The organism is Coprococcus sp. AF19-8AC (assembly GCF_003603115.1).
In the GTDB taxonomy this organism is placed as follows: domain Bacteria; phylum Bacillota; class Clostridia; order Lachnospirales; family Lachnospiraceae; genus Coprococcus; species Coprococcus aceti.
The window spans coordinates 179,523-197,263 of record NZ_QTMI01000002.1 but is presented as its reverse complement, the minus strand read 5'-3'; the positions used below and the strand labels follow the sequence as shown (position 1 = coordinate 197,263).

Sequence of the window (17,741 nt, the reverse complement as noted above, 5' to 3'; positions counted from 1 at the left end):
TCAGTCTTCAGAGGAGAGAAAACTTGGTAAGAGAAGGTTACGTAGAGAAAGTTATATATAAGAATGAAGACAATGGGTACGCCGTCTTCGCCGTTGAGGGCGAGGACGGCGAAGATATTTTTGTGGGGAATCTTCACGGCGTTGCAGAGGGGATCTATGTATCGGCGGAGGGGGATTATGTAGAGCATCCAACTTATGATTTGCAGTTCAAATTCACCTCATGTGAGATCAAGATGCCGGATGATGTGCTCAGTATTGAGAAGTACCTCGGTTCGGGCATCATAAAGGGTGTCGGAGAGGCTCTGGCAAAACGTATAGTGAAGAAGTTCCGCATGGACTCACTCAGGATAATCGAGGAAGAGCCGGAGCGCCTTGCGGAGATACGTGGAATATCAGAGAGGAAGGCCAGAGACATTGCCGTGTCATACAACGAGAAGAAAGAGATGCAGGATGCGCTCATGTTCCTGACCGGTCTCAATATCCCGGTGAACCTCGCTGTAAAGATCTACAATGAATACGGTGACGAAGTGTACGACATAGTGAGGACAAATCCCTATAAGATAGCAGAGGATATAACGGGCGTTGGATTCAGGACAGCGGACGAGATTGCGGACAGACTTGGTATCGGAAGAGATTCGGATTTCAGGGTAAGAGCTGCTATTATGTATGCCCTATCCGGTGCAAATGGACTTGGCCATATGTATATTCCCCAGAAGATGCTGGTAGACAAGACATATTCATTGCTGATGAATGAGTACATGCCATATGATCCGGAGCTTGAGATGTCCATATGCAATCAGATACTTGAGCTCAGCGTTGCCGGCAAGATAATCATAAAGGAGCTGAAGGACGATCCAGATTCAGGGGAGCTTCCAGATGTGAGCCTTGATGATCCGGTGGCTGACATAGACATGGATTTGCTGGATACGGAGTCAGAGTCAAACGTGACAAATGCCGTGTATGCAGCACCTAATTATTATATGGAGCTCAATTCGGCAAGACTTCTGTGTGAGCTCAACATAGATTTCTCAAAGGCAAAGCTCAAGATAGACAAGGTTGTTGAGACGGTAGAAAAGTCAGAGAATATGAAGCTGGCTGATGCCCAGAGACTTGCCATAAGAAATGCCGTGGATCACGGCGTTGCGGTCATAACCGGAGGCCCCGGAACCGGAAAGACAACGATCATAAATGTACTTATCAAGATATACGAGAGCTTCAGGATGAAGATAGTCCTCGCTGCGCCTACAGGACGTGCAGCCAAGAGGATAACCGAGGCCACAGGATACGGAGCACAGACCATACACAGAATGCTCGAGCTTACGGGCGGAGTGGAAGGAGAAGAGACTTCTGCGTATACATTTATGCGGAATGAGAGCAATCCACTTGAGGCCGATGTTATCATAATAGATGAGATGTCCATGGTTGACAGCAGCATTTTCTACAGTCTGCTCAAGGCTGTGGCTCCGGGCACAAGACTTGTGCTTGTGGGTGATTCGGATCAGCTTCCGTCAGTTGGCCCGGGAAATGTGCTCAAGGATATCATAGCGTCCAGTGTGTTCAGCGTGTCGGTGCTGGACAGGATATATAGACAGGGCGAGGACAGCGATATCATAGGCAATGCCCACAGGATAAAGGATGGAGAGCATGTGGAGATCAAGAACAAGAGCAGGGATTTCTTCTTTGTTCCAAGGAATGGCTACAATGAGATCGTGGCAGAGCTCAAGGTGCTTCTGACAAAGCAGCTTCCATCATATTTTGGTGTGGATAAATCGGATATACAGGTGCTGACACCTATGCGTAAGTATGATATGGGTGTTGAGAACCTCAACAAGCAGCTTCAGGATGTCCTCAATCCGGAGGGACACGGAAAGCCCGAGCATGACCGGGGCGATGTGGTGTTCAGACAGGGCGATAAGGTCATGCAGGTCAAGAACAATTACAAGCAGGAGTGGAAGATACTGGATCCGTCGGGCAGATTTGCCAAGGAGGAAGGAGTCGGAGTGTTCAACGGCGATATTGGATTTGTAAAGGCTGTTGACGACTACGAGCAGAGGATCGTGGTGGAATTTGACGATGGAAGACAGACTGAGTATCCATACAACCAGCTTGAGGAGCTTGAGCATGCATTTGCGATAACCATACATAAGTCGCAGGGAAGTGAGTATCCCGTGGTTGTGATCCCGCTTCTCAGATGCCCACCTAAGCTTTTGAACAGAAACCTGCTGTACACGGCGGTGACGAGAGCCAGAAGAAGCGTGGTCATAGTGGGCAATATAGGACTGGTAAATACGATGATAGACAATGAGGATGAACAGAAGAGATACACCTCATTTGCACTGAGACTCAGGGAGATGGAGAGAAGATGAAACGATGCGCAGATAAGTTCGGATTCGGACGACTGCTCACGGATCTCCTGTATCCCCGCCGGTGTGCGATATGTGACGAGGTGCTTCCGATGGGAGAAGGGCTGATATGCAGAGGGCATAACAGCCTTCCATATGTGAAGGATCCGTCATGTATGGTGTGCGGCAAGGAGGTCGACAGTGAAGAGCGGGAGCTCTGTCTGGACTGTGAAAAACATTCAAGAAATTTCGAAAGAGGTTTCCCCGTATTTAATTACATGGAACCCGTCAAAGCTAGTGTTCTGGCGATAAAATACCATAACAAAAAAGAATATTGTGATTTCTACGGAGCTAAGATGGCGGAGAAGGTGCGCCCGTATGTCAGAAGGTATGGAATAGATGCGGTCACCTGTGTACCTTTGCACAGGAGAAAGCAGAGACAGCGCGGCTACAATCAGGCGGCTGTACTGGCGAAGGTTGTCGCTGATGAACTGGGGCTTCCATTCTGTGAGGATATGCTGGTGAGAAGAAAGTACACCACACCGCAGAAGAAACTGGACAACCTGGAGAGGGCAAACAACATAAAGACATCCATGGACATAGGCAGAGTGTACCCGGAGTACAGAAATATCCTGCTTGTGGATGACATATATACAACCGGTGTCACCATAGACGTGTGCGCCGGCCTTCTGAAGAAAGCCGGCGCACGCCATGTATATTATTCATCTGTATGTGTTGGCAATGGGTGTTAGTCCTCGTCTGTATCGTCAGCTATATGGAAGTCCTCGTCGCTCTTCTCTTCCTCCTCCGGCATGTACTCGTTGAAGATGTGTACAAATACCAGTGAGCACAGATAAGCATGAAGTCCTGCGACACATATGAGCATAAGACCGAGCACGGTGGAGCTGAAATAGCATCCCGCTGCGATCGCTGCCGTTATCGCAACCATGAGAAGTGTCCATGGAAGATTCTTGATGGACATGAGGAATGCGTTCTTGATGGTCGCTTTGACTGTGTTCTCAAACTGCGCCTGAAGAGGGAATACATACAGGACAGTGAACAGGTAGATAAGTGACATGATGGTGAATATGACCAGCATACTCTTGATGTTCCTGCTCACGGCGAACCACATGTCAAATGCACACAGGACACCGGCAAGCAGAGCCAGAACGCCTATCCCTGTAGCCTGTTTGAAATTCTCCCTGAAGCTCTTGAAGAACAGCTTGACCACGCCGCCCTGACCGTTTCTGATGCATTTCATGGTGGTGTAGTAGAGTGCTGTGGTCGATGCACCTATCGTGAGGATTGGCAAGGAAGTCAGCAGCCACAGAAAATGCAATATTACTATATCGCACACTATGGTTAGAAAATACATGATAGGATTATCTGTCGATAATGATCTGTTCAAAATAAAATACCTCTCTTTCTTTATCCAAAAAATATTACAAGCCTAAGCCATCAGATCTTCCTTTGTAAGGGTCTCAAGTGTGGCTACGTCAATGTTGTTCATGGAAACTATTCTGGTGGCCTGCCTGGATATGGCGGATTCCATAAAGTTACGGACTTCACGGGCGTTGGCAAATGTATCGTCGTGATGTGCGGCTTTGTCGTGCCAGTATTCTGAGGCGTATGCGCGGGCATCATCGTCCAGCTTGTATTCCTGCTTGGAACACATGCTCTCGAAGATGGACATAAGCTCGTCCCCGGTGTAATCCTCAAATGTGATGAATTTGTTGAATCTGGAACGAAGTCCCGGGTTGGAGCTCAGGAACCGTTCCATGAGATCCGGGTAGCCGGCAACTATGACTATGAGATCATCTCTGTGATCCTCCATAGCTTTGAGCAGTGTGTCCACTGCCTCCTGGCCGAAATCATTCTCACCTTTGCCTGCGGTGAGAGTATAAGCCTCATCTATAAATAAGATCCCGCCGAGGGCTGATTCTATGACCTCGGTTGTCTTGACGGCTGTCTGACCAATATATCCCACAACAAGTCCGCCTCTGTCGACCTCGACAAGCTGTCCTCTTGACAGTATGCCCAGACCCTTGTAGATATTTGCAAGAAGTCTTGCCACCGTGGTCTTTCCTGTTCCCGGATTGCCGGAGAATACAAGGTGGAGAGATACGGACGGTTGTTTCATGCCGTTTTCCTCGCGGAGCTTCTTGATCTTCAGAAGGTTTACGAGGTTGGTGATGTCCTTCTTCACGCTCTCGAGACCGGTCATGGAATTCAGTTCCTCGAGAAGAGTGTCCACATCCTTGACGGGTTCAGCCATTTCGGAAGCTGTCGACTTAGCCGGAGTCTGTGAGACTGGGGAAGCACTCTTTGGGAGTGCGTTGTACTTGTCGAGCAGTGGGCTTGGATCTATGGCGTACAGGTTCATGGACTTGAGATATTTGTCGAGCATGAGGCAGTAGCCTGTGAGCCTTGCTATCTCGTTGTCGTCAGTCATGTTGTTGCAGGCGATGAATTCCTGACCCATGAGCTTGAACATTCTGACGTAATCTCTGGAACGGTATACTGATCTGGGATTTACCTTTGCCCGGGCCAGATCGCCCTGTACAAAATATGTAAGGGATCTAGGTGGTGTCACGGCAAAATCCCTGGTTGTTCTCTCATATTTGAATGTGCGGAATTTGTCTGTTGTAAAGTGCTGGTTCAGGTATTCGCGGACAAATTTTATCTCCAGGGTAAGTTCTGCCTGGTCGGAGCTGGACAGATATGCAAGAAACTGAAGCAGGTCAAACTGAAGCATCTCTCTTGTCTTGAGTCCTGTCTTCTGGCGCGCACCGTAGCCGTCGTTGTCCAGCGAATCGGCATAGGAATAGCAGTTGTCCAGTTCGGCTTTTAGTGAGTAATTCATAAGTTGTTCCCCATCCTTTCCATAAAGCACATAATTGTATCTATTGTAAAGCCTTTGGCCCATGTAATCAAATAAAGTTTTGCCTGGTTAATCCATTTATTGTGTCATATTTGTATTTTGTATGATAAAATAGCAGTTATATGAGCAAAATTTACACCAAAAGGTGACAAACGCGACAGGAGACAGACGATATGAAATTCAGACCATGCATAGACATACACAATGGACAGGTAAAGCAGATAGTTGGAGGCAGTCTCTGTGATGAGGGTGACAGAGCAGATGAAAACTTTGTATCACAGAAGGACGGAGACTTCTTTGCTGAACTGTACAAAAGCTATGGACTTAAGGGTGGTCATATCATACTTCTCAATCCTGCGTCCAGCGAATACTATGACGCCGATGTAAGACAGGCACAGCTCGCTCTGGCTGCATATCCGGGAGGACTGCAGATAGGCGGGGGAATAAATGCTGACAATGCACAGTGGTTCATAGATATGGGTGCGTCACATGTCATAGCCACATCATTTGTGTTCAGGGATGGAGAGATCAACTACGACAACCTGAAGGCACTTGAGAAGGCTGTGGGCAGAGAGCATCTGGTGCTGGATCTGTCCTGCCGGAAGAGGGACGGAGAGTATTATATTGTCACTGACAGATGGCAGAAATTTACAAATGTAAAGGTGGAGGAGGCAACGCTTGACCGGCTCTCAGAATACTGCGACGAGTATCTCGTTCATGCGGTGGATGTGGAGGGCAAGGCGTCAGGCATAGAGACCCATGTTGCGGACATGCTTGGAAGATGGGGAAAGCTGCCGATGACATATGCCGGAGGTGTGGCATCATTTGACGATCTGGAACAGCTCAGAAGTCTCGGAAGGAACAGGATAGACGTGACCATAGGGAGCGCACTGGATATCTTTGGGGGACATATGGCGTTTCAGGAGATTATAAGGTTTATGGAGGGTTAACATGGCAAAGATGAAGAAGGTACTGGCCATTGCGATGGCTGCGGCTATGGGTATGTCCATGCTGGCTGGCTGCGGAGATCAGGGCAAGGACGATGTGACAGAGGCGACAAGCCAGGCGGAGACCAGCGAGGCTGCGACCTCGGAGGAGAAGACAGAGGAGGAGAAGACAGAGGAGGCTGAACAGGAGAAGACAGAGGTCAAGGCAGGGGATGTTCTGATAGACCTGAACTTTGATGACAATGACACGGACGAGTGCCATACATATTCAAATGGCGGACAGGCCGTACTCGGAGCAGAGAACGGAGAACTGTGTCTGGATATAACCGGAACAGGAAGCCTGGATTATGCGAACCAGATATACTATGACGGATTTGGGCTCAACCAGGACTGTGTGTATGAGCTGTCATTTGACGTGCACAGCACCATTGAGAGAGGACTTCAGTACAGACTTCAGATAAATGGCGGTGATTACCACGCTTATGTGATGGATGACATAACGATAGGCACTGAGACACAGCACATATCCAAACAGTTCACCATGAGTGAGGAATCGGATCCGGCACCTAGAATGTGTATGAATCTGGGACATTTCGAGGACGTTGGTGATGACAGCGTGCCTCACAAGGTATACTTTGACAATATCAAGCTCACTGTAGTTGACGCCTCAAGCGCACAGAGCGTTGAGGGTATTCCTGATCCAAAACTGGTTGGCATCAACCAGATGGGTTACGGCAAGGATGCGAAGAAGCTTGCCACAGTGACTGACAGAGACGCCAAGAGCTACGAGGTAAAGAGCATCGCTGATGACAAGGTAGTCAGCAAGGGTGACGTATCTGGCTGGGATTACGATCCTGCTGTGGGCGACAAATGTGCGGTTATAGATTTCTCTGATGTCAAGGATCAGGGTACATACAAGATAGTTCTCGACACCGGAGCAGAATCATACGAGTTCCCTGTTGGGGATGGCGTGTATGACGATATATACAAGGCGTCAGTGCTCATGTTCTATGACCAGAGATGTGGAACAGAGCTTGATTCAGCCATAGCCGGTGATTTTGCACACGCTGCATGTCACACGGGAACTGCCATAGTGTACGGCTCAGATGTTGCAAAGGATGTGACCGGCGGATGGCATGATGCCGGAGACTACGGAAGATATGTTGTTCCGGGCGCAAAGGCGGTACAGGATCTGCTCCTTACATATGAGGATTCAGAGTATGCGGCAAAGGACGACGCTATCGGAATACCTGAGAGCGGCAACGGTGTTCCTGACGTTCTGGATGAGGTCAGATACGAGCTTGACTGGATGCTCAAGATGCAGGATGAGACCAGCGGCGGAGTTTATCACAAGGTTACCGGAGAGGTGTTCCCTGGGATGGTGGCTGCTGTTGAGGAGACTGCACAGATGATACTCTCACCTATATCCAACACAGCAACAGGCGATTTTGCGGCTGTTATGGCAAAGGCTTCAGTTGTATACAGAAAGTACGATGCAGCATTTGCAGATTCATGTCTTGCTGCAGCTCAGAAGGCATGGAAGTATCTTGAGCAGCATCAGGGAGATGCAGGCTTTAAGAACGTTGGAAGCATAGTTACAGGTGAGTATCCTGACAGCAATGACAGCGATGAGTACCTGTGGGCAGCAGCGGAGCTGTATATCGCAACAGGTGATGAGAGCTACAATGATTATGTGAAGACAGCCATCGAGGGAAGCATTAAGTACGGCCTTGGATGGGCGGATGTCGGATATTATGGAATATATGATTACTGTGTAAATGTAAAGGACTGCGCAGCAGAGAAGGAGATACTTAAGAAGGGTGCTGACAAGCTTGTAGATAACTATGCCGGCAGCGGCTTCGGTTCAACAACAGGCGGCTCTTATGTATGGGGAAGCAACATGGTCGTTGCGGATAACGGAATCCTCCTGCTCATGGCATCAAAGGTTCTGGGCGACGATTCATATGTGGACTATGCGGCAGACCAGCTCAACTATATACTTGGAAGAAATGCAGTCAGCTACTGTTATGTGACAGGATATGGTTCACAGACTCCTGAGAATCCACACCACAGACCTTCAGAGGCACTGGGCAAGGCAATGCCTGGAATGCTTGTGGGCGGTGCCGATGGAAACCTTGAGGATCCATATGCGAAGGCTGTTCTTGCAAAGCTTCCAAAGGAGAGATGCTATGTCGACAACGTACAGAGTTATTCATGTAATGAGGTAACGATCTACTGGAATTCACCTCTTGTATATCTTCTTGCGAACTTCAAGTAGCAAATATTTAAGAATATGTAACTATCATTAGTACATCATATTTGATATAACTGTTGAATATCATGTAAGGAATCGGTATGGAAATATGAATGAATATGTGGACAAAATAAAAAAGCTTATGGAGAAAGAGATGGTCAGATATGTTATAGCCGGAGGAATGACCACGGCTGTGAATCTTGTATCATTCTTTGTGTTGAGACTTGTGACGGATCTGTCGCGAAGTGCGGCGAATATCATAGCGATAATGCTTGCCATATTATTTGCCTACTTTGCAAATGGATTTTACGTGTTCAGGTCGGAGCAGAGGAAGAGCATAGGCCGGATCATAAGGGAGTTCATATCATTTGTGGGAATGCGTCTGTTTGCCATGGTGGTGGAGGTCGTTGGAACCAACCTACTGTGCGACTCCTTCAGATACAATGAGTTTATATCAAAGATAATAATTCAGGTAGTTGTACTTGTAATAAACTATATATTCAGCAAATGCTTCGTATTTAAGAAGGATAAAAAGCCTGTAAAGGATATATTTGCTGACAACTATATCATGATAATCGCTTTTATCATCCCGGCGATATTTATGTTCGTGCTGTGGGTGGTGGCGGAGATAGGACCATTTGGCGGACACAGCCTTACCATGGTGGACAGTCTTCACCAGTATCTGCCATTCTTCTCTGATTATCATGACAAACTGGTGAACGAGGGAAGCCTGTTCTATACATGGGACATAGGCATGGGAAGCAATCTGCTTGACATAATCGCCTACTATATGGCTTGTCCTCTGAACTTTATAATCGTGCTGTTCAGCAGGGAGCATCTGTACATAGCGATGTGCCTGCTCATAAGTATCAAGATAGCTCTGTCCGGTATGACCATGGCGAGCTATCTTGGATACAAGTGCAGGAACAAGAACAACCTGCTCATCATTCCATTTGCTGTGGCATATGCGCTCAGCAACTATGTCATAGGATATTCATGGAATCTCATGTGGATGGACTGTATACTGATACTTCCGCTTATCATGCAGGGCTTCGAGCAGATGATGGAGGACGGCAGCAACTACAGACTGTATACGCTCAGTCTGTTCTACGGACTTCTGTGTAACTACTATATATGTTTCATGATATGTGTGTTCCTGGTTCTCCAGTTTATACTCACCAATCACAAGAACATATACAAGGGCGCAGAGGACACTTTGAGATTTGCGGGAACATCTGTCATGGCTGCGGCTATGTCTGCGTTTCTGCTGATTCCAGCTTATATCGGGCTTAACACCACGGCGTCTGCCACCAGACATTTCCCTAAATGGGAGTGGTACGGAAGCATATGGGATATGATAAAGCAGATGTTTGTCCTGACTGAGCCGATAAAGAGCCAGCAGTTTGACGGCGGTGTGAACCTGTACTGCGGTACATTTGCCATACTGCTGATAGGAATATATATTTTCAATACAAAGATCAAATGGTATGAGAAGCTTAAGAATGTGATACTGATCGTATTTCTCATGATGAGCTTCAACAATACGCTGCTCAACTATATATGGCACGGCTTCCATGATCAGTACGGAATCCCGAACAGATTTTCATTCCTGTTCATCTTCATTCTGCTGAGCATGGGATACGAGGCCCTTGCAAATACAGACAAGAAGCAGATACTGGGAATAGTCCTGGGAATTATCGTGTCGTTCGGTTTCCTGGTTTATGCAGACAAGAATATTGATATGGACAGGACGGTAATTATCCTCACATGGGTGCTGTTTGTTGTGTACTCGGCGGGAATCCTGGTGCTGGGACTTGTCCGAGGCAAAGGCAGATTCGCAGTGGCAGCTATACTTTCAGTGTTGTGTCTGACTGAGATCGTGTTCAGCGCGGCAAAGGGATACGAGAGCAACGGAACGGTGAACATACCGGATTACTATGGCGATGCTGCTAGTGTGCAGGCCGCTATAGATTCAGTTAAGACAGGCCATTTTCCATATAGGACGGAGCTCAACAACACCAAGGTGGTGGATGAATCTACCTATTACAATATGCAGGGAGTCAGCCTGTTTGGTTCGACGGTTTCAAATGACCTTGTGAATGCCATGCATGGACTTGGTTTCTACACAGGTGCCAATGAGTTCCTGTTTGACGGAGCAAATCCGGTGTCAAGTTCGGTTCTGGGCATAAGATATTTGTTCAGGAGACAGGATGAGCATATGTCCTACGATATGGACTATGTGGATACAGTGGATGGCGTTGATGTATACCAGAACAGCCGGGCGCTCAAGCTGGGCTTCATGGTGAATAACGAGCTGAAAGACTGGACTTCTGATGCATCGAATATGTTTGACAGTATAAATAATTTCGTGGAAAAGTCGACTGGGGTGGCTGGTACGTTCAGCCAGATATATCCGGAGGTAACTGGCTCTTCAAATGACATCACGATAACACATGACAATCCGTACAGTGAATACTTTGGACTTTCCAATATCACACCGGGTATCGTGAGCTTTGGACTCAGCTTTGACATAACAGAGGAACAGAATGATCTGTACATCATAGCGAACTGCAATGGAATCACCAAGATAAGGATATATGTGAACGGTGAGGAGCAGAATTACGAGAGACTTCAGTACCAGACATACCATGTGGGACATCTAACAAAGGGAACCAACGTGGAGGTCGAGTATTATTTCTCTGCGGGTGTACCTGACAATACATCTGCAAGACTTACGATAGCCACTCTCAACGGTGCTGCATTTGACCAGGCGTATGAGAGATGGGCTGACAATCAGTTAAATATCAACAAATTTGAGGATGGATATGTGAAGGGACATATATCAGTCGATGAGGCTGGCCTGATGTTCACATCCATACCATATGATTCGGGCTGGACTGCCTATGTTGATGGCAGAAAGACCGATATACAGACTGTTGCGGGAGCATTTATCGCACTGGATCTCGAGAAGGGAGACCATGTGATAGAGTTCAAGTATTTCCCTAGAGGACTCAAGAGCGGCCTGATATTCACATTTGCCGGATGGCTTGTGTTTGCGCTGCTTATGAATGCGAAGATCATCAAGGAGAAGCGCGGCAGCAAAAAGGGGAAGCCTGAGGATGAGGATCGGACAGATGATGAAGCAGTGATAGAGTAATGCAGATCTGTTGAGAGATAAAATATGCATAATAACGAGGTGGAATGGCTGGGAGATCATAAAAAGTAGTCCAATATGTACAAAATAACAGAGAAAATTTGTACATTATTCAGCATAAAAAACTATATGAGCGTTGACCTTAATAATTATTTATAATATAATGTATCCATGTGGATATGCATAGGAGTGTCTATGTGGCAAACGCAATATTTATAGAAACAGAGGTGCATTAATGGACAAAATTAAGGAAATTGGGATTAAGCCGCTTGCACTGGCCATGGCTGTTCTGGCTTTGCTGGCGGGAGTGCTGGGAGTCGCCGGTATCGGTGTGGGAGCTATTATATGTGGCGTCCTGGCAGCGGTCGTTGCTGTTCTGGTATTACTGGTATTCGGAGATGGCAACATGGGATCAGCAGGAAAGTCTGATAAGTATAAGAAGCTTTTCATGAACCTTCCTATAGGATTTGCACAGGCGAGGATCGTTAATGATCCTGTCAACGGAACAAACTACGAGATAGTAGACGCCAATGAGATATTTGGGGAGTATTTCAAGCTCGATGTGTCTGACTACAAGGACAAGATACTGAAGGAGAGTAAGATAGAGGTACTTCAGGATATCAATGCATGGTTCACAGCTTATAACAACTCCGGCACCAAAGAGGGAGATCTGATGGATGTTGAGATCACCATGGAGTCACTTCAGAAGGTGTTCAACACAGTTATGTATAAGTCAGAGGCTGATTACATCAACATGGTAGTCATAGATGTGACCAAGCAGAAGGAGACTGAGGAGAAGCTCAGCAAGGCCATCGTGGATGCGAATGCAGCATACAAGACACAGGCCGAGTTCCTTGCAAACATGAGCCACGAGATAAGAACACCTATCAACGGTATTCTCGGTATGCTCCAGCTCACACTTATGGCTGAGGATCTTCAGGCTGATTACAGAGATAACCTTATCACAGCTAAGAACTGTGCAGACACACTGCTCAGACTTATCAATGATATTCTTGATATAAGCAAGCTTGAGGCTGGTAAGTACAAGATCAAGGAAGAGACATTTGACATCAGGACTGCCATCGAGGACACAGTTGCTGCACAGGTTCCAATCGCAACCAACAAGGGACTGCAGCTCGACTGTTCATTTGGAAGCAATATTCCAAAGCTTGTCCGCGGTGATGGACAGAGAATCCAGCAGGTTCTCAACTGTCTGCTTTCAAATGCTATCAAGTTTACATCCGAGGGAAGCGTAAGAGTCAAGATAGCATCCATGGATGATGGGGACAACAAGATTAAGATCAGAATGGCAGTTGCAGATACCGGTATAGGTATCTCAGAGGCTAACATGAGCAAGCTGTTCATAAGATTCAGTCAGGTAGATGCATCAGATACAAGAAAGTACGGTGGTTCAGGTCTGGGACTTGTCATCACCAAGCAGATTGTTGAGCTGATGGGTGGTAACATAACAGTTCAGAGTAAGGAAGATATAGGTTCAACATTCATCGTCGAGATACCACTCAAGGTTATCAAAGCGGCAGATGCAGCAGATGAGTTCCTCAAAGAGAAGGAGGAGCCGGCGGTATTCTCCATCAATGCACACAGCAAGGCAAGGATACTTGTTGCAGAGGATGAGCCGGTCAACCAGCAGGTTATCGGTAAGCTTCTTGGTATGGCAGGATTCTCATACGATATAGCTGAGAATGGCCAGAAGGCTGTTGAACTGTTCAAGACCAAGATATATGATGCGGCACTGTTTGACGTACAGATGCCAGTTATGGACGGTATAGCAGCTACACAGGAGATCAGGGAGATAGAGCGCAAGGAGAAGAGAAAGAGACTTCCGATCATTGCGGTTACGGCGAGAGCCATGTTCGGTGACAAGGAGAGGATTCTTGAGAACCAGCTTGATGATTATATCGCAAAGCCTTATAATCTCAATGATGTGGTTGATACACTGAATAAGTACATAGACGACTGATGTGAAAGGTCATAAGTATACATGACATAGTGAGAAACAAAGTCAAATAAAAAATCGGGGATTATGGAATCAACACCCATATTCCCGGTTTTTTTAGTTTTACATGGATATATTAAGGCAGATAAAGAAAGATCTATATTACATGGAGGTATATGATATGTCAGATTTTTTCCAGGATGTGTTCAACAAGACCAAGAAGTTTGCAAATAATGCGGTGGATGAGACGAAGGACGCAGCGCAGAAGGTAAAGCTCAACAACAAGATATCAAATGAGGTGCAGATGATAGACAGGAACATGGTTGAGATCGGCAAGTATTTCTACGAGCAGAACAAGGAGAATCCACCTCAGGAGCTGCTCCAGTATTTCAACAATGTAAAGGTTCTTCAGGACAGTATAGCCATAAGCAGGAGCGAGATACAGAATATTGATAATGCCATGGCGGCAAGGAAGCAGGCTGATATGAATCCTAATCAGAGTCCTAACCAGAACTATAACCAGAACCCAAGTAACAATCAGAACATGGGAAATGGACAATTTTAGTAAAAAAAATTATATATACATGCTGTAAAATCAGAAGCCCGTTCGTAACAGGACGGGCTTTTTGTATATTGAAATTGGGCAATATACAGCCTGTATATAGTCGCAATTTATAAAATTTTCTTTATGAAATCCCCCCTTTACAAAGGCTGAGAGAGGGTGTAAGGTGTGCTTACAACTCAGAGAGAAGGGAGGACAGAGATCATATATTATGTAATACCATTGATCGCAACTGTGAGCATGGCGGTGGTATCGGACTTCAGAGACTGGAGGATTCCGAACAGGCTTATCGCAGTTGGCATGATACAGGGATTCCTGATGTCGGCAGTTGTCAGAGGACCGTGTGATGGACTTCTGAGCAGTGTGGCAGGCTGTGTTATTCCTGTGGTGATCTTGTTTGTATTATTTCATAAAAAAGCCTTGGGGGCAGGTGATATCAAGCTGCTGGCGACGGCTGGCACATTTGTAGGAACCGATGTGATCCGGGTGATTGTTTACTCCTTTTTGGCCGGAGGAGTTATATCTTTATTTTTTCTTTTAAAAGAAGTTTTAATGTCAGTTACGAATCGTAAAGAAATTTCAACAAAACAATTTTATAGGAATCTGATGAAGTCCAGGGTACATTTCTCTGCTGCCATAATGGGCGGAGTCATGTATTACGTGTGCACTACAGAGTGGAGGTGACAAAATTCAGCAGTACAAGATTGGAATACTGGATGGTGACAGGGCTTACATGATAAGTCTTATGAACCATATCAATTCGGACAGGGACAATCCGCTGTTTGCGCTTGCATTTTCATCGGAGGGAGAACTGTATGGGTATCTTGAGACTAAGACTCTGGATGTTCTGCTGATGGATGAGAATATTCCTCTGGATGAGAGCAAAGTGCCGGTGGCCTGCCGGATGATATTTATGACGAGGGATAGAGTCGATGGATCAGAAGAGATCAGCCATAACAGGATATTCAAATATTCCAGGGTACGGAACATTTCTTCAGAGATCCTCAGATATATGAATATAGACGATACGGACCGCAGAAGAAAGCTGTTCAGGTCGTATGCAGTTATATCACCCATAGGGAGGTGTGGTAAGACAAACCTTGCGGTCAGCCTGTGCATGAATGATGAGGTGCGGGGCGGCCTGTATGTGGGCATGGAGGAGTACAGTGCATTTCACGACCATGAGGACGTTCTGGCGAATGTGATATATCTGGTGAAACAGAGGTCGCCAGATCTGACCGGATATATGGAGAAAAATATCGTGGAGCTTGAGGAATACAGTGTGCTTGGATATCTGGGATCGTACATAGATGCACTGGAGCTGAACACGGAGGATATGGTGTGGCTCATCGACGAGTTCCGCAGATGGGGCAGATATACAACGGTTGTATTTGATATGGGACAGGCGGTTCTCAAGGATCTGGCGATACTTGGGGCATTTGACGAGATAATGGTTCCGGAGCTTAAGGATGAATTGTCCCAGGACAAGCTTGGGATGTTCGAGAGGGTTCTGGAGAGAAGGGAGCTTGGCAAGATTGCTCGGAGGCTGCACAGGTTGAACGTGCCGCTGGCGGTTCCGGGAAGTGCGGAGATGCTGAGATTTATAGAAAGTGAAATAGGAAGCAGAAGATGAAACAGGATGACAGACAGTTGATACGAAGCAAGGTCATGCAGAGTATAGATATGTCGGGTGACATAGGAGATGAGCAGGTCAGCGATATGATCGACAGGTGTATTCTCGAATCTGAGTCCGGGAATGTGCTGAGCGTGAGGGATAAGCTTGCGCTGAAGAAGGAACTGTTCAACAGTCTGAGGAGGCTTGATATATTGTCCGAGCTTCTCGATGATGAAGCGGTGACTGAGATAATGATAAATGGCTACAGCAATATATTTGTCGAGCGGGCAGGAAGGATGTACAGATATGACAAGGCATTTGAGAGCGAGGAACGGCTCAAGACCATAATCCAGAGCATCGTAGCGGAGTGCAACAGGATAGTAAATGAGGCGTCGCCGATAGTGGATGCAAGGCTTAAGGATGGTTCGAGAGTGAATGTGGTGCTGCCGCCGGTGAGCCTGAGCGGCAGCGTGATGACCATAAGAAAGTTTCCGAAGGACAAGATGACCATGGACAAGCTGGTGGAGATCGGATCAGTCACCATGGAGGTTGCTGATTTCCTGAAGAATCTGGTCGTGGCGGGCTACAACATAATCATCTCGGGAGGAACCGGCGCGGGCAAGACGACATTTCTGAATGCCCTGTCAGGGTATATACCGGCGGATGAGAGAATTGTCACGATAGAGGATTCGGCGGAGCTTCAGCTTGCGGGCATCGACAATCTGGTGAGCCTTGAGGCGAGAAGTGCAAATGTCGAGGGCGAAAATGCGGTGAGCATAAGGAATCTTATCAAGACGAGCCTCAGAATGAGACCTTCACGGATAATAGTGGGTGAGGTCAGGGATGCGGCGGCGATAGATATGCTTACAGCCATGAACACAGGACACGATGGAAGCCTGTCAACAGGACATGCAAACTCTGCCCGGGACATGCTGACGAGGCTTGAGACCATGGTTCTGATGGGTGCGGATATGCCTGTTCTGGCGATAAGGCAGCAGATAGCGTCGGCGGTGGACATAGTTGTCCAGCTTGGAAGACTGAGGGACAGATCCCGAAGATGTATAGAGATAAGCGAGGTCACAGGACTGGAAGGAGGTGAATTTGTCATGAATAAATTGTATGAATTTCATGAGAGCAATATGGGAAAGGACAGGGGGCGAGTGGAAGGAATGCTTAGAAAGATAAATGATCTTCACAACACATCAAAGCTCGTGGCGGCTGGACTTATAAGCGTTAATGAGAGCAGTGATTCAAGGAGGGATGTGTGCTGAGACAGGGTATAGATTATGATTCTTATAAACTAAGTGTCAGGGAAATCGTAACCGGTATCGCTGTGTATTCAGTCATAGCGGTGATGGTGTCGGTGCTCTTCTTTGACAGTCTTATACCGTGCCTGGTGTTCACGCCGGGGATTCTGGTATTTCTCAGGAAAATTGCCGATGGTAAATGCCGGCAGAGAAAGAATAAACTTAATAATGAATTTAAGGAAATGCTGCTGTCCCTGTCCGCAAATATGGCGGCGGGATATTCATTGGAAAAAGCGTTTGTTCCAGCTTGTCACGAGCTGGACGGAATGTATCAGGGGAAATCTTATATCAGACAGGAAATGCTGCTCATAATAAACGGCCTTGAGATGAGCTCTGATGTTGAAAGTCTTTTGAGGGATATGGCTGACAGGTCAGGACTTCAGGATGTGAAGGAATTTGCTCATGTGGTCGCAGTTGCAAAGGGCTCCGGGGGAAATCTCATCAGGATGATGAAGAAGATGGTTGAAAATATTGACAGGCGTTTGGAAGTGGAGGAAGAGATAGACACGATGATAACGTCAAAACGGCTGGAGCAGAATATCATGTCTGCCATGCCATTTGTCATCATTCTGTATCTGAGGGTGTGTAATCCTGGATATATGGATGCGCTGTATGGCAATGCTCTGGGGATAGCTGCCATGAGTGCGTGTCTGGTGATCACGGCGGCGACGGTGATATGGGGCAGAAAGATCACAGATATACATATGTGAAAGGATGATGGA

The 17,741-nt window shown here is 46.8% G+C and carries 13 protein-coding genes; 11 read left to right on the top strand and 2 right to left on the bottom strand.

All coding sequences use genetic code 11. The features are described 5' to 3' along the window. Nucleotides 1-23 precede the first annotated feature (23 nt). The gene (gene recD2 / locus DWX57_RS05805; protein WP_117549745.1) at nt 24-2,366 is read left to right on the top strand and encodes an SF1B family DNA helicase RecD2; all 2,343 of its coding nucleotides are present in this window, start codon (nt 24-26) and stop codon (nt 2,364-2,366) included. Next, nucleotides 2,363-3,094, top strand: coding sequence for a ComF family protein (locus tag DWX57_RS05800; RefSeq protein ID WP_120123223.1), 732 nt, complete (start codon nt 2,363-2,365; stop codon nt 3,092-3,094). Before recD2 ends, DWX57_RS05800 begins: the two co-directional genes overlap by 4 nt. Here DWX57_RS05800 and DWX57_RS05795 read toward each other — a convergent pair. Then, complete coding sequence (locus DWX57_RS05795) at nt 3,091-3,750, bottom strand: YesL family protein (protein WP_117549742.1); 660 nt, start codon at nt 3,748-3,750, stop codon at nt 3,091-3,093. The two genes, DWX57_RS05800 and DWX57_RS05795, sit on opposite strands and share 4 nt — an antisense overlap. A 42-nt stretch (nt 3,751-3,792) precedes the next feature. Next, nucleotides 3,793-5,205, bottom strand: coding sequence for an AAA family ATPase (locus tag DWX57_RS05790; protein WP_120123222.1), 1,413 nt, complete (start codon nt 5,203-5,205; stop codon nt 3,793-3,795). A 191-nt stretch (nt 5,206-5,396) separates the two neighbouring features. On the opposite strand from DWX57_RS05790, the gene hisA reads away from it, so the two are divergent. The 9 genes from hisA (at nt 5,397) to DWX57_RS05745 (ending at nt 17,729) form a co-directional block, all read left to right on the top strand. Continuing rightward, the gene (gene hisA, locus DWX57_RS05785) at nt 5,397-6,173 is read left to right on the top strand and encodes a phosphoribosylformimino-5-aminoimidazole carboxamide ribotide isomerase (RefSeq protein WP_118757970.1); all 777 of its coding nucleotides are present in this window, start codon (nt 5,397-5,399) and stop codon (nt 6,171-6,173) included. 1 nt (nt 6,174) lies between these two features. Beyond that, a complete protein-coding gene (locus DWX57_RS05780; RefSeq protein WP_120123221.1) occupies nt 6,175-8,448 on the top strand; it encodes a glycoside hydrolase family 9 protein in 2,274 nt (757 codons plus the stop codon). Between the two features lie 130 nt (nt 8,449-8,578). Continuing rightward, the gene (locus DWX57_RS05775; protein ID WP_243106179.1) at nt 8,579-11,581 is read left to right on the top strand and encodes a GtrA family protein; all 3,003 of its coding nucleotides are present in this window, start codon (nt 8,579-8,581) and stop codon (nt 11,579-11,581) included. Between the two features lie 232 nt (nt 11,582-11,813). Continuing rightward, nucleotides 11,814-13,559, top strand: coding sequence for an ATP-binding protein (locus DWX57_RS05770; RefSeq protein ID WP_015534296.1), 1,746 nt, complete (start codon nt 11,814-11,816; stop codon nt 13,557-13,559). 157 nt (nt 13,560-13,716) lie between these two features. Further along, the gene (locus tag DWX57_RS05765; protein WP_120123219.1) at nt 13,717-14,100 is read left to right on the top strand and encodes a hypothetical protein; all 384 of its coding nucleotides are present in this window, start codon (nt 13,717-13,719) and stop codon (nt 14,098-14,100) included. A 165-nt stretch (nt 14,101-14,265) separates the two neighbouring features. Further along, nucleotides 14,266-14,781: an A24 family peptidase gene (locus DWX57_RS05760; RefSeq protein WP_022217516.1), complete on the top strand. Its 516-nt coding sequence runs from the start codon at nt 14,266-14,268 to the stop codon at nt 14,779-14,781. Then, the gene (locus DWX57_RS05755) at nt 14,753-15,730 is read left to right on the top strand and encodes a hypothetical protein (protein ID WP_330514556.1); all 978 of its coding nucleotides are present in this window, start codon (nt 14,753-14,755) and stop codon (nt 15,728-15,730) included. Before DWX57_RS05760 ends, DWX57_RS05755 begins: the two co-directional genes overlap by 29 nt. Continuing rightward, on the top strand, nt 15,727-16,983 hold the full coding sequence (locus tag DWX57_RS05750; RefSeq protein ID WP_120123217.1) for a CpaF family protein: 1,257 nt from the start codon (nt 15,727-15,729) through the stop codon (nt 16,981-16,983). The genes DWX57_RS05755 and DWX57_RS05750 overlap by 4 nt, the downstream gene beginning before the upstream one ends. Continuing rightward, nucleotides 16,977-17,729 (top strand): type II secretion system F family protein, encoded by a 753-nt coding sequence (locus DWX57_RS05745; RefSeq protein ID WP_055271948.1) that lies wholly within the window; start codon nt 16,977-16,979, stop codon nt 17,727-17,729. Before DWX57_RS05750 ends, DWX57_RS05745 begins: the two co-directional genes overlap by 7 nt. Nucleotides 17,730-17,741 lie beyond the last annotated feature (12 nt).

Coding starts and splice junctions, on each gene's coding strand:
- DWX57_RS05800 (WP_120123223.1), top strand. CDS start 2,363: ATGAAACGATGCGCAGATAAGTTCGGATTCGGACGACTGCTCACGGAT.
- DWX57_RS05790 (WP_120123222.1), bottom strand. CDS start 5,205: ATGAATTACTCACTAAAAGCCGAACTGGACAACTGCTATTCCTATGCC.
- hisA (WP_118757970.1), top strand. CDS start 5,397: ATGAAATTCAGACCATGCATAGACATACACAATGGACAGGTAAAGCAG.
- DWX57_RS05780 (WP_120123221.1), top strand. CDS start 6,175: ATGGCAAAGATGAAGAAGGTACTGGCCATTGCGATGGCTGCGGCTATG.
- DWX57_RS05775 (WP_243106179.1), top strand. CDS start 8,579: ATGGTCAGATATGTTATAGCCGGAGGAATGACCACGGCTGTGAATCTT.
- DWX57_RS05770 (WP_015534296.1), top strand. CDS start 11,814: ATGGACAAAATTAAGGAAATTGGGATTAAGCCGCTTGCACTGGCCATG.
- DWX57_RS05765 (WP_120123219.1), top strand. CDS start 13,717: ATGTCAGATTTTTTCCAGGATGTGTTCAACAAGACCAAGAAGTTTGCA.
- DWX57_RS05750 (WP_120123217.1), top strand. CDS start 15,727: ATGAAACAGGATGACAGACAGTTGATACGAAGCAAGGTCATGCAGAGT.